The 13,597-nt window shown below is 52.2% G+C and carries 7 protein-coding genes; all 7 read left to right on the forward strand.

Annotation, left to right across the window (positions count from 1 at the left end):
* Positions 1-461 precede the first annotated feature (461 nt).
* Positions 462-4,175, forward strand: coding sequence for a DNA-directed RNA polymerase subunit beta (gene rpoB / locus F1728_RS16605; protein ID WP_155365051.1), 3,714 nt, complete (start codon positions 462-464; stop codon positions 4,173-4,175).
* Positions 4,176-4,270: 95 nt separating this feature from the next.
* A complete protein-coding gene (gene rpoC / locus F1728_RS16610) occupies positions 4,271-8,638 on the forward strand; it encodes a DNA-directed RNA polymerase subunit beta' (protein WP_145443064.1) in 4,368 nt (1,455 codons plus the stop codon).
* A gap of 231 nt (positions 8,639-8,869) precedes the next feature.
* A complete protein-coding gene (gene rpsL / locus F1728_RS16615; RefSeq protein ID WP_002649821.1) occupies positions 8,870-9,241 on the forward strand; it encodes a 30S ribosomal protein S12 in 372 nt (123 codons plus the stop codon).
* A 96-nt stretch (positions 9,242-9,337) separates the two neighbouring features.
* Positions 9,338-9,817 carry a 30S ribosomal protein S7 gene (gene rpsG / locus F1728_RS16620; protein WP_145192489.1) on the forward strand — a complete coding sequence of 160 codons (480 nt, stop codon included), beginning with the start codon at positions 9,338-9,340 and terminating at the stop codon, positions 9,815-9,817.
* Positions 9,818-9,995: 178 nt separating this feature from the next.
* On the forward strand, positions 9,996-12,095 hold the full coding sequence (gene fusA, locus F1728_RS16625) for an elongation factor G (protein WP_155365052.1): 2,100 nt from the start codon (positions 9,996-9,998) through the stop codon (positions 12,093-12,095).
* Between the two features lie 272 nt (positions 12,096-12,367).
* Complete coding sequence (gene rpsJ / locus F1728_RS16630) at positions 12,368-12,700, forward strand: 30S ribosomal protein S10 (RefSeq protein ID WP_145044987.1); 333 nt, start codon at positions 12,368-12,370, stop codon at positions 12,698-12,700.
* A 166-nt stretch (positions 12,701-12,866) separates the two neighbouring features.
* Entirely contained in the window at positions 12,867-13,556 is a 690-nt protein-coding gene (rplC, locus tag F1728_RS16635; RefSeq protein WP_145192483.1) for a 50S ribosomal protein L3, read from the forward strand.
* Positions 13,557-13,597: the final 41 nt, after the last annotated feature.

Raw genomic sequence — 13,597 nt, forward strand, 5'->3', positions numbered from 1 at the left:
TATGTACATTTATATGGTTTTTTTCTGCGTGCAATTGAAGTGTGGTGTTTAACAGTCTAGAATAAGTGCCTGCAGGTTGCGCTGCGATAGTATGTCGTTGCGCGAGCTAGCTTTTTTGTTTATTGTTATTCAGGACTACTTCACTTGGTTGCATGTCCTTGTTGCTGATAGATTTGTTTCCTTTAGTTATCTGCTTCGATCAGTCATCGTGTCAGTCCCATATGGTCTAAGCAATCGACTCATTGTACTCTCTTTTGAATAGCAAAGTAGTATTGAGCGATTTACCAGGCTTTAATTTCGTCGAGCGATTCGCTTTTCATGCAGCAGTCGGGGCTGTATTCTCTCGAGGTACGCGCTGCGGTTCCTCGCTATCCATGGCAAGTGCTCCTTTTCAGCCGCGTGAGCGGTCTGCGCGGAGTAATTCCACATCTGGCACCAGGTAAGTAGAAAAGATCATCTTAATGCCGATTCCAGCACAGCGAACGATTCCTACTCAAACTGTTAAGAATTTTGGTACCATTGAGCATAGTTTTGAATTGTCTGATCTGACACAGATTCAGACGGATTCCTATGCAAACTTCCTTCAGGCCGATAAGTCTCCCCGTGAGCGCAAGAGCCAGGGCCTGGAAGAAATCCTTCGTGAAGTCTTCCCGATTGAGAGTTATCAGGGACAGTACCAGTTGGAATACGTGAAGTATGAACTGGGAAAACCTCGTTACACTCCGACCGAGTGCCGTCAGCTGCGTCTGACCTACGGACGTCCTTTCCGCGTCTGGTTGCGTCTGGTGAAAGAGCAGCCGATCGAAGAAGAAGTTTACCTGGGTGATCTGCCTGTCATGATCGGTGGTGGTGAATTCATCATCAATGGTGCCGAGCGTGCGATCGTCAGCCAGCTGCACCGTTCTCCCGGTGTTGACTTCGTACTCAGCTCAGAGCCTGGTGAGAAGAAAGAATATTCCTGCCGCGTGATTCCAGAGCGTGGAAGCTGGATCGAGCTGGTGGTCGGTAAGAAAGACACACTGGGTGTGCGGATCGACCAGAGTGGTAAGTTCTCTGCGATGACTCTGCTGCGGGCGATGTCGAAAGATTACTCTTCTGACACCGACCTGGTGAAGCTGTTCTATGAAACCAAATCAGAAAAGATCAACAAAGATGCAGCCGAAAAGCTGGTCGGTAAGATCGTTGCTGAAGATGTGATTTATCCTGCCGGTCATGATCGGTGTGGTGAGATCATTCTGGACTGCTGTGGCACCATTACTGAAGAGCTGGCCGAAGAGATTACAGAATCATCTCTGAAAACGGTTGAAGTCGTCGATGAAGTCAATGACCTGCTGGTCCTGCAGAGCATTGCCGAAGATCCGACTGTCACTCACGAAGAGGCCCTGCTGCGAATCTATTCTCGTCTGCGTCCAGGTAACCCTCCTCAGCTGGAGCGTGCGATTGACCTGTTCAAAGAAAAATTCTTTGACGTCAACCGTTACCGTCTGGGCCGTGTCGGTCGTTTCCGTATCAACCGGAAATTTAAGCAGGATGTGCCTGACACCGAAATGACACTGCGTCCGGAAGACTTCATCAACTCAATCCGCTATCTCGTCCGTCTGCGGGTCGGTGATTCTTCTGCGTATGTCGATGACATCGACAACCTGGGTAACCGTCGTCTGCGAACCATCGATGAGCTGGCTTCGGATGAAATCCGGAAAGGGTTCCTGAAGCTGCGTCGAACCGTGCAGGAGCGTATGACTCAGAAGGACGTGGAAGAAATGTCTCCACGGACCCTGATCAATCCCAAGAGTGTTTCCGCTGCGATCGATTTCTTCTTCGGTCGAAGTGAACTCTCGCAGGTGGTTGACCAGACGAACCCGCTGTCCATGCTGACTCACGAGCGACGTTTGAGTGCATTGGGACCTGGTGGTTTGAACCGGAAGCGTGCCGGCTTCGAAGTGCGTGACGTTCATATTTCTCACTACGGTCGTATCTGTCCGATTGAGACTCCTGAAGGTACCAACATTGGTCTGATCTCCAGTTTGAGTATCTTCTCAAAGGTAGATGATTACGGCTTTCTTGTGACACCTTACCGTTACGTGAAAGATGGTAAGCTGACCGACGAAGTGCACTGGATGCGGGCTGATGAAGAAGCAGAAGTGCACGTGGCTCCCGCCGATACTCCCGTGGAAAAAGGTCGCTTCACCGAAGACCGCGTGATGGCCCGTTTCCGGGATGACGTGGTCTGGATTGCCGCCAGTGCCGTAGATTACATCGACGTTGACCCCGCACAGATGGTGGGGATTTCCGCTGGTCTGATTCCGTTCCTCGAACACGACGACGCGAACCGGGCACTCATGGGTTCTAACATGCAACGGCAGGCTGTGCCTCTGTTGATTGCCGAGCCTCCCCTGGTGGGAACCGGCATGGAAGCAGCTGTCGCACAGAACTCAGGGATGGTCGTCCGGGCTGAGAAAGCCGGTAAGGTGACCTATGTGGACGGAAACCGTGTGGAAGTAGACGGCAAGAAATATCGTCTGCGAAAATACGAAGGCCTCAACGAGCGGACCTGTCTGAACCAGACTCCCTGTGTGAGTGTGGGTGACCAGGTTAAGAAAGGTCAGATTCTCTGTGACAGTGCTGCGACTGCAGACGGGCTGCTCTCTCTGGGGCGGAACGTGCTGGTCGGGTTCATGTCATGGGATGGATACAACTTCGAGGACGCGATCATTCTTTCTGAGCGTCTGGTGAAAGAAGATGTCTACACCTCGATTCACATCGATGAATTCGATGTGGAAATTCGTGAAACCAAGCTGGGTCGTGAAGAGTTCACTCGCGACATTCCCAACGTCAGTGAAAAGGCACTGCGTCACATCGGAGAAGACGGGATTATCAAAGTTGGTACCCGCGTCCGCCAGGGTGATATCCTAGTTGGTAAAGTCTCTCCGAAAGCCAAGGCTGAACTGACACCGGAAGAAAAACTGCTGCACGCGATCTTCGGTCGTGCGGGTGAGGACGTGAAGAACGAATCACTCGAAGCTTCCAGTGGTGTCGAAGGGATCGTGATTCACACCGAGAAATTTGCCCGTCGGATGAGTCTGACTGACTACGAACGGAAGCAGTACGACGAAGATCTGAAGAAGGTCGAAGAAGAAGGATACGAACAGGTGGCCGCTGAATTCCGCGAATTTCTCAAGGAATTCGAGTCTGCTCTGGGACAGCCTCTGGTTGACGATGATGGTCGTAAGATTCGTGAAATTACAGAAGACAAGTTCGTCTCTCAGTATGCTCACGACTTCCTGTCACACCTGGATAACCTGGATATTCGCAGCCCGCAGAAGAAAGCCGACTGCCGTGCTGTGATCGAAAATCTGTGGTCCAATGTCGAAGATGTGATCGATACCTGCGACCAGAAGGTTAACAGCATGAAGCGTGGCGAAGAACTGCCAAACGGCGTGCTGCAGATGGTCAAAGTCTACGTGGCATCCAAGCGTCAGATTTCCGTGGGTGACAAGATGGCTGGTCGTCACGGTAACAAAGGGGTGATCTCCAAGGTTCTGCCGATCGAAGATATGCCTTTCACCGAAGACGGAACTCCGATCGACATCATGCTGAACCCCCTGGGGGTTCCGAGTCGTATGAACGTGGGACAGATTCTGGAGACCCACCTGGGTTGGGCTGCCGAGAAGCACGGCTTCCGTGCTGTCTGTCCGGTATTCGATGGTGCTCTGGAAACTTCGATTCAGGAATACCTGGATACCGCTGGTCTGCCTGCTGACGGGAAGGCCCAGTTGTACGATGGTCGTACGGGTGAAGCTTACGAGCAGAAAACCACCGTCGGTCAGATTTACATGCTGAAACTGCACCACCTGGTGGATGACAAAGTGCATGCCCGTTCTACCGGTCCTTACTCTCTGATTACGCAGCAGCCTCTGGGTGGTAAAGCCCGCTTCGGTGGTCAGCGATTCGGGGAAATGGAAGTCTGGGCTCTGGAAGCTTACGGAGCAGCTTATATTCTGCAGGAACTGCTCACTGTTAAGAGTGACGATGTGGAAGGCCGGACCAAGATTTATGAATCGATGGTCAATGGAGAAAACACACTCGAAGCCGGAACGCCCGCCAGCTTCGACGTGCTTAACAACGAAATTCGTGGACTTGGTTTGAATCTACAACTGGAAAAGAACCCTACCTGATGCGTACTCAGTGATGAGACGTGTTGCCCGGGTGAAGTTTCTTTTCATGATCAAACTCTGATCATACATAGTTCAGAAAATAAGGAGCGTGCACAGTGAGTGTTGCACAAACAGCTTACGAGCGAATTAACGATTACGGTTCCGTGAAAATCGGCCTGGCCAGTCCACACGATATTCGAAGTTGGTCCTTCGGAGAAGTCAAGAAGCCGGAAACGATTAACTATCGAACCTACCGTCCCGAACGGGATGGTCTGTTCTGCGAACGGATTTTCGGGCCGGAAAAAGACTGGGAATGTGCCTGCGGTAAATACCGGGGGATGAAGTACAAGGGCATGATCTGCGACCGTTGTGGTGTTAAAGTGACCCACAGTCGTGTGCGTAGAAAGCGTATGGGACACATCGAGCTGGCAGCACCGATCGTGCATATCTGGTTCTTCAAGTCCATGCCCAGCCGCCTGGGTGCTCTGCTGAATATGAAGACCACCGCCCTGGAAAAAGTGATTTACTTCCAGGATTACGTGGTAACTGATCCGGGCGACACCCCGCTGGAAATGTGCCAGACGATGACCGAAGAGGAAGCCCGGCAGAATCAGGCCAAGTATGGCCCAGGTTCCTTCGAAATCGAAATGGGTGCCGAAGCGATCAAAAAGCTGCTGATGAGCCTGAACCTGGTTGAACTCTCCGAACAGCTCCGCAAGGATCTGTTTGAAACCAACAGCCAGCAGAAACGCAAAGACTACATCAAACGTCTGAAGATTGTGGAATCGCTGCGTGACAGTGACAACCGTCCTGAGTGGATGGTGCTGGAAGTGATTCCCGTGATTCCTCCGGATCTGCGTCCGCTGGTGCTGCTGGATTCCGGCAACTTCGCCACCAGTGACCTGAACGACCTGTATCGCCGCATTATCAACCGGAACAACCGGTTGAAGAAGCTGGTCGATCTCAACGCACCGGAAGTGATCGTGCGTAACGAAAAGCGTATGTTGCAGCAGTCGGTCGACGCTCTGTTCGACAACAACCGCTGTAAGCGTCCCGTGCTTGGTTCTTCCAACCGTCCACTGAAATCTTTGACCGACATGATCAAAGGTAAGCAGGGACGTTTCCGTGAAAACCTGCTGGGTAAACGTGTTGACTACTCTGCCCGTAGTGTGATTGTAGTGGGGCCGGAACTGAAACTGCATCAGTGTGGTCTGCCCAAGAAGATCGCACTCGAACTGTTCCAGCCGTTCATTATCCGTCGTCTGAAAGACAGCGGGCACGCCGATACAATCAAGTCTGCCAAGCGGATGCTGGAACGTAAAGACGAGGACGTGTGGGACATCCTGGATGAAGTCATTCAGAACCATCCGGTGCTGTTGAACCGTGCTCCCACGCTGCACCGTATGGGGATTCAGGCCTTCGAGCCGATTCTGGTGGAAGGAAACGCGATCCGCGTCCATCCGCTGGTTTGTGGTGGATTCAACGCTGACTTTGACGGCGACCAGATGGCGGTTCACCTGCCTCTGTCCATCGAAGCTCAGGTAGAAGCCACAACCCTGATGCTGTCAACCAACAACATCTTCAGTCCTTCCGACGGGGCACCGATCATTCGTCCTTCTCAGGATATCGTGATGGGTTGCTACTACCTGACGCTCAAGAAAACAGAGCGGGTCGGAGAAGGAATGGTCTTCTCCAATGTGGGTGAAGTGCACGCCGCCTTCCAGCAGAAGAAGCTGGATCGCCATGCCATCATCAAGGTCCGGATGCCATCCGACAAACGGATCAAAGGGGAAGGGGCCGACGACTTCAAGATGGGCGGTCTGATTGAAACGACCACTGGTCGTGTGATCTTCAACGACATTCTGCCCAAGAAGATGGCTTACTACAACCTGACGATGAAGGGGCGTGACCTTTCGAACGTGATTTCCGACTGTTATCTGGAGCTGGGACGTCGCGAAACGATCAACCTGCTCGACAAGATGAAGGAAACCGGTTTCCGGGAATCAACGCTCAGTGGTCTGTCATTCGCAACCAGCGACCTGAAAACCGCGCCGAATAAGGCAAAGGTAATCGGGGATTCGGAAAAGACCGTACTGCAGAAAAACAAGCTGTACGATCGTGGTCTGATTACCGCTGAAGAGCGTTACAACCAGGTTCTCGATACCTGGACTCACGCTCGTGAGCAGATTACCGAATCGATGATGCACGAGCTGGAAAACGACTATCGTGAAAACGGGAAGTATGTGAACCCGATCTATCTGATGTCGAACTCTGGTGCTCGTGGTGGTATCGAACAGATGCGTCAGCTCGGTGGTATGCGTGGTCTGATGGCCAAGCCGAGTGGTGAGATCATCGAAACGCCGATTAAGGCGAACTTCCGTGAAGGTCTGACCGTACTGGAATACTTCAGTTCGACCCACGGTGCCCGTAAAGGTCTGGCTGACACCGCTCTGAAAACAGCGGACTCAGGTTACCTGACACGTAAGCTGGCAGACATCTGTCAGAACGTGGTTGTCACCGAGCACGACTGTGGTACGACCCAGGGTATGACCCGTGGTGTGGTTTACCGTGGTGAAAAGGTCGAAATGAGTCTGACCGATGCGATCCGTGGTCGCGTCAGCCGGACGAACATCGTCGATCCGATTACCGACGAAGTGATCGTGCGTGAAAACGAGATGATCACCGTGGACATCGCCCGTCGGATTGAAAACATGGGGCTGGAAAAGATCCAGGTACGCAGCCCGATGACCTGCGAATCTTCGCTGGGGATCTGTCGTCTGTGTTACGGGATGGACCTTTCCACCGGTTCGCTGGTCGAAGAAGGTCTGGCCGTGGGGATCATTGCTGCCCAGAGTGTGGGTGAGCCTGGTACTCAGCTGACGATGCGTACGTTCCACATTGGTGGTACCGCTTCCCGTGAAGTGGAAGAAAGCGAAATTCGCACCCGTCGTGCTGGTAAAGTTACATTTGCCCGTATCCGGACCGTGGTCAACAACGAAGGTATGAGCGTTGTATTGACCCGAAACGGTGAAGTTGTGGTCAACGATGTGAAAGGCCGTGAGCTCGAACGTTACACCATTCCCAACGGTGCAACCCTGCGTGTTGCTGAAGGGGATGAGGTTGCTGAAGGCCAGGTTATCTGTCAGTGGGACCCGCACTCGATTTCGATCCTGGCGGAAGTGGGCGGTCGCGTCCGCTTCGAAGAGTGTGTGGAAGGCAAGACCATCCGCACCGACAAAGACCCCAGTGGTCACATTCGCCGTTCGATCATCGAGCACAAAGGGGAACTGCATCCGCAGATCATCATCGAAGATGGTACCGGCAAGATTCTGGACTTCTACTACCTGCCTGAAAAAGCAAGTATCGAAGTGGAAGAAGGTCAGCAGATCACCGCTGGTACGGTGGTCGCGAAGAACCCCCGTGAATCTTCCGGTACGCAGGACATCACCGGTGGTCTGCCGCGTGTGACCGAACTGTTCGAAGCCCGTCGTCCGAAGGATCCTTCGGTTCTCGCGGAAATCGACGGTGAAGTCGAGTTCGTGCCTGAGAAGAAACGTGGTAAGCGAATCGTGATTGTCCGCGGGGAAGACGGCACTGAAGTTGAGCATGTCATTCCTCACGGTAAGCACCTGCTGGTACACGCCGGCGACCTGGTGAAGGCGGGAGACGCACTGGTGCGTGGTCCGCTGGTTCCACACGACATTCTGCGTGTGAGTGGTACCGAGGCCGTTCAGCAGTACCTGCTGCATGAAATTCAGAACGTGTATCGTGCACAGCGTGTGACGATTGACGATAAGCATCTGGAAATCATTATTTCCCGGATGTTGAGTAAGGTGCTGGTAGAAGATGTGGGTGATACCAATCTGCTGCCGGGCATCGTGCTGGATAAGCTGGCCTTCCAGAAGATCAACGAAGAAACCAGTGCCTGCGTGAAGGTCGTCGATTCCGGCGATACTGACTTCCAGCCAGGCGACCTGGTACCTCTGGCGACGATCGAAGAAGTGAATGCCCAGGTAGAACTGGCCGGTCAGGGACCTGCCAGCTTCTCCAAACCGCGTCCGGCTTCGGCCAGCTCGCAGTTGCTGGGGATTACCAAGGCTTCGGTTCAGAGTGAAAGTTTCATCTCTGCAGCCAGCTTCCAGGAAACTACCAAGGTGCTCACCGAAGCGGCTCTGGCCGGTCGGGTCGACTACCTGGTTGGTCTGAAGGAAAACGTGATTCTGGGGCACCTGGTTCCTGCTGGTACCGGGTTCTATCAGCACCAGACTGCCGAAGTTCGGATTCGTCCCGAGGCTCTGGAAGAGCTGAAAGCCGAGAAAGAGCGGATTCTGGCAGCACGGATGAGTCTGTTGAACGAAGTTCAGCCCGACAAGCCGGTCCCACTGGGCGGTGGACAGGATTCGGAAGAGTATGGACAGGGGGGCTCTGATTCTTCCCTGGACAGCACCCCGCCGAGCCCCAGTCCGAACCCTTTTGACGAGTAGAGGAATAAAGGAAGCGTATCTGGTCTGCGAGCAGAATTCACTTTGTCTCAGATCCCGAATTGGGTGATTCGTGAGACTTGACGGATGCCTGCAGGCTGGATACATTGTCCCGTTCCTAACTCTGGCAACAGGGAATTAATTGCATATAATAGTGGCCATTTGTTACAATGGCTGCCTGTAAATAGAAGTTATTATTGAAGTTCAAGCATTGAACGAAGATGGGTTATCTCGATGCCAACAATTAATCAATTGATTCGTAAGCCAAGAAAGAAGCAGATCTCTAAGAGTAAGACTCCACTGCTGGAAGGTTGCCCTCAGAAGCGTGGGGTTTGTCTGCAGGTCAAGACTGTGACCCCGAAGAAGCCGAACTCCGCTCTGCGTAAAGTTGCCCGTGTTCGTCTTTCGAACGGCAAGGAACTGACGGCTTACATTCCCGGTGAAGGTCATAACCTGCAGGAGCACTCGATCGTGCTGGTGCGTGGTGGTCGTGTTCGCGACCTTCCTGGTGTACGTTACAAAGTGATTCGTGGCGTTCTGGATACCCTGGGCGTCAATGATCGTCGTCAGGCACGTAGCCGTTACGGAACCAAGCGTCCCAAATAGTCGCCTGGTTTATCAAGCATATAAAATTCACACAGTTTGATTACATTCATCAGTGCCCCGTGAGGCGCTGAGGCAAATGTCAGAGGAAAAGATGGAATGAGCAAGAAGTTTACAGCCAGTGCGACTCAGCTGAAGCCAGATCCGCGGTTCAATTCACTGCTGGCTTCCAAGTTTGTTAACTGTCTGATGCATGATGGCAAAAAGAGCATTGCTCAAAACGTGTTCTACTCAGCTCTGGATCGCATCAAAGAGCGTATTCCCGATGTTGAGCCGATCGAAGTTTTCACACAGGCTGTCGAAAATGTTAAGCCCAGTGTTGAAGTTCGTTCGAAGCGTGTTGGTGGTGCTACTTACCAGGTGCCGACCCCTGTGAATCCCAAGCGTCAGCAGACTCTGGCGATTCGCTGGATTCTGGCTGCGATTCGCGGCAAGAAAGGTCGTCCGATGGAAGTTCGTCTGGCTGACGAAATTCTGTCTGCACACAAAAAAGAAGGTACTGCCATCACTACCCGTGAGAATATTCATCGTATGGCTGAAGCGAACAAGGCATTTGCTCACTTCGCCTTCTCGCGCTAAGGCAAAGTAAAGATCAATTAGACGCACTGGCGATGGTGATAAACCATTGCCTGCTGCGTCTTTTTTTTTGTAGATTGAAAAGTCTAAAGCCAGCTGGCCGGTTGAAGTCCAATGGAGGATTCGCGGCAGTTGGGTTTTGTTTTTGTGATTCAATTTCAGTTGGAATGGCAGGACCAGAATGTCAACTTCAATAGATCAGATCAGAAACATCGGGATTATCGCTCATATTGACGCCGGTAAGACGACGACTACCGAGCGGATTCTCTACTACGCCAAGTTCCTGCACCGCCCGGGCGGGGTGGATGAAGGTACGACTGCAACCGACTTCGACGAGGAGGAAGCGAAGCGGGGAATCACGATTTATTCTGCGGCGATTACCTGTAAGTGGAACGGGCACACGATCAATATTATCGACACTCCCGGGCACGTCGACTTCACGGCTGAAGTCGAGCGCAGTCTGCGCGTACTCGATGGTGCGGTCGTGGTCTTCAGTGCGATGGAAGGGGTTGAGGCGCAGAGTGAAACGGTCTGGCGGCAGGCGGATAAATACAATGTGCCCCGTATCTGTTTCATTAACAAGATGGACCGTATCGGCGCCAGCTTCGAGCGGACGTTTGAAGAGATTCAAAAACGCTTGCGGGGCAATCCCGTGGCGTTGCAGATTCCCATTGGTGAAGGCACAACATCAACCGGTGATTCCTTCAGTGGCGTGATTGATCTGATTAAAATGCAGGCCCTGTTTTATGACCAGGAGTCGATGGGGGATCAGTTCGAAGTGCAGGAGATTCCGGAAGCCTATCTGGAAAAGGCACAGGAATGGCGTGCCAAATTACTGGAGTCGGTAGCTGAGCTGGATGAAGCGGTTCTGGAGCAGTATTACGAGACTGAAGACATTGCAGAGGATGTCATTGTCAGGTTGCTCCGTGAGGCGACTCTCAAGGGTGATCTGCAGCCGACTTTCTGTGGTTCCTCTCTGAATTATATCGGTGTCCAGCCTGTGTTGGATGGTGTGACGAGCTTTCTGCCCAGTCCGCTGGATCGGCCGCCGGTTGAGGGGATTAATCCGCAGCCCAAAAAGCGGGGCGGCGAGGCGGGTGGTCACGAAACGCGCGGTCCAAGTGTGGATGAGCCGATGTGTGGGCTGGTCTTTAAGATTCAGGCGGACAAGCATGGCGATTTGTGTTTCATGCGGGTTTACTCGGGGCAGTTGAAGAGTGGCAGTCGTCTGTTGAATCCGCGGACCGGTAAGAAAGAGCTGGTCAGTCAGTTGTGGCGTGTGCAGGCCGGGGCGCGTGAGAAGGTTGAGACGGACAGTATTGATGCCGGCGATATCATCGGAGTGATCGGACCGAAAGAGGCTGTGACTGGTGATACGTTGTGTGAAATTCAGCATCCGATTTTGCTGGAAACCATTTCGTTTCCAGAGACAGTGATCTCAATGGCGGTCGAGCCGGAATCGAGTGCGGACCGGAAGAAGCTTGAGGATACACTGCAGAAGTTGTCTCGTCAGGATCCCACGTTCAAGGCTGTGGCTAACGAGGAAACGGGGCAGACTATTGTTTCCGGGATGGGCGAATTGCACCTGGAAGTGTTGCGGAACCGGATGCAGAAAGAGTTCAACTTGAGTGTGCGGGTGCATAAGCCGCGCGTGAGTTATCGAGAAACTGTTACCGCCGCTGTCGAGAAAGAGGTTGAGTTCAATCGTCCTTCAGCCAACGGGAATATGTATTTCAAAGTCAAGCTGCGGCTGGAGCCCTTCAAGGGGGATAAGCCGATTTCCATCAAGAGTCAGCTGAAGCCGAATGAGTTGAACCCGGAGTTAGAAAAAGAGTTGATGGAAACTCTGCGGTTAGGTGTCGACGGGGGAGGCCAGGTTGGGTTTCCTTTGATGAATGTGCAGTTTGTGGTATTGGATGCACAGTCGCGAGAAGGTGAGACCAGCGATGTGGCGGTCGAGGCGGCAACGTCCGAAGCGTTGCATGGTTGCATTATGGATGCGAAGATTCAGTTGCTAGAGCCAATCATGAAAATGGAAGTGGTGACACCTGATGAATTTCGTGGAAACATCCAGGCAGATCTCAGTTCGCGGAATGCTAACGTGCTCAACAGCGAATGGCGCGGAGATTTGTGTGTGATGGAGGTCGAGGCGCCTTTGTCGCAATTGTTTGGCTATTCTACCCAGATTCGCAGTCTCTCGCAGGGGCGGGCATCGTTTTCGATGGAGCCTTTGAAGTATGCGGCGGCTCCGCAAAGCGTTTTAAAAGAGATGATTGGATAATTTTTAAAATTTTGAGACGTGGCAGCCTTGGTATCCAGGGTGTGAATGTGTAACTTGTCACGTCTACGATTTTGAAAGTTGCCTGGCAGGTTTCAAATGAACAGTGGCTGGGTCGCTGATTGAGCTGGAGTGTCGGAATTTCAAAAAAAGCATTTTCTGCTTTGTTGGGGTTGTTGACAACCGGTGAGGCTCTCAGTAATATTGCTCGCTTCCCTGTGCGAGAAAATTGTCTAAACAGGGTCTGAGTCATATTTTAATGAAGGAATTTATTGGTGGCCGTTGCGAGTCAAGAGCGAATTAGAATTCGCATGGAAGCTTATGATCACTCCGTGTTGGATCAGTCGGCAGCAGATATTGTTGATACGGCGAAGCGAACCGGTGCGATTGTGCATGGCCCCATTCCTCTGCCGACGCGGGTTGAGCGATATACGGTCCTGAAAGGACCTCACATCGACAAGAAATCTCGTGAGCAGTTTGAAATTCGGACTCATAAGCGTTTGGTTGATATTTTGTCTCCAACCGGTAAGACGATTGATGCTTTGAATAAATTGTCTCTGCCTGCTGGGGTTGATATTAAAATTAAGGCGTCCGCTGGCGGAAACTAGTTCTTTTAAAGTTTTCGTTATGATGCTCGCAGGTCTGGTGTTGCGCCGGGTCTGCTTGATTGGTTAGGGATCCGGCGATTCGATCGCTGGTGGTGCTATGCTTCTTGCTTTCGCCTGCGGGCGGATTTCGTAGAAGCTCTGTTCCCGTTGTTTAAGGGTGATGAGTATGCCTGTCGGTCTGCTGGGTAAAAAGGTCGGAATGACCCAAGTTTACGACGATGGAGTCCTGGTTCCTGTTACGGTGATTCAGGCTGGCCCCTGCCATGTGTTGCAGGTGCGCACGTTAGACACCGATGGCTACGAAGCGGTTCAGGTCGGTTTTGAAGATAAGCCTCGTCGTCTCTCTGCTCGCAGTGAGCGTGGTCATGTTGCCGCCCTGGACAGTAAGCGTCAGAAGAAACGTACAGAAGCGGGTGTGGCCGTTGCCGACAAGGCGGGTTGTGAGCCCAAGCGTTTTATTAAAGAGTTTCGCGTTGATGGTGAAGATCATGGCTGCGAAGTGGGTAACGAGCTTACCGTTTCGCTGTTCAATGAAGTAAGTCACATTGACGTGATTGGAACCAGCAAGGGTCGTGGTTTTGCCGGGGTTATGAAGCGTCATAACTTCTCCGGACAGCGTGCGACACACGGTGTGAAACGTGTGCACCGCCATGGTGGTTCGATTGGTATGAGTGCAGATCCTTCTCGTGTTCTTAAGGGGACACGGATGGGTGGTCGGTATGGTGGTAAGCAGATTACTGTCAGACACTTGAAAGTTGTCCGCGTTGACGAAGAGAATGGTGTGCTTCTGGTGAGAGGTGCAGTCCCCGGTCCTAACGGTGGTGATCTCGTCATTCGTCATACTAACAAATATTGATTCGGGTGTTTGAAGTAGTTACCTGATTCTGCCTTAATAAA

Source organism: Gimesia benthica (assembly GCF_009720525.1).
Taxonomy (GTDB): Bacteria; Planctomycetota; Planctomycetia; order Planctomycetales; family Planctomycetaceae; genus Gimesia; species Gimesia benthica.